Source organism: Halorubrum sp. SP3, assembly GCF_005435195.1.
Classification (GTDB): Archaea; Halobacteriota; Halobacteria; order Halobacteriales; family Haloferacaceae; genus Halorubrum; species Halorubrum sodomense.
In genome coordinates this window covers 251-577 of the sequence record NZ_SGTU01000073.1, presented here as the reverse complement: position 1 = coordinate 577, position 327 = coordinate 251, and the positions used below count along the sequence as shown (strand labels likewise).

Genomic DNA, 327 nt, shown 5'->3' with positions numbered 1-327 from the left:
TTCGACGTGGCGGACATCGCTCACAGGCAGCGCGTCTTGGACGGTGTATTCGGTGTCCGCAACGCTGTCTGGAACCTCGATCCATTGGGTGTCAGCCATGTCCACGAGGAAGCGAACAGGAAAGAGTACGTCCGCCTCGAACGGATCATAGAACAGCTCCCGAAGGTCGCCTACGTCCGACGGCTCGCGACAGACGACACGGACCATCGGCTCCCCGTCGATTGTCTGTTCGGGACGCCCCTGCCAGTCGGTCGTCTCGACTGCTTGGACGCGGTCGTCTTCTGCGACCTCCTCGGCCTTCTGGACCCACTCAGACTGACGGACCCC

The 327-nt window shown here is 62.4% G+C and carries 1 protein-coding gene; it reads right to left on the bottom strand.

Features of this window, described 5'->3' with window-relative positions:
* A partial coding sequence (locus EXE42_RS18705) for a hypothetical protein (RefSeq protein WP_158293726.1) occupies positions 1-327 on the bottom strand: 327 nt, incomplete at both ends.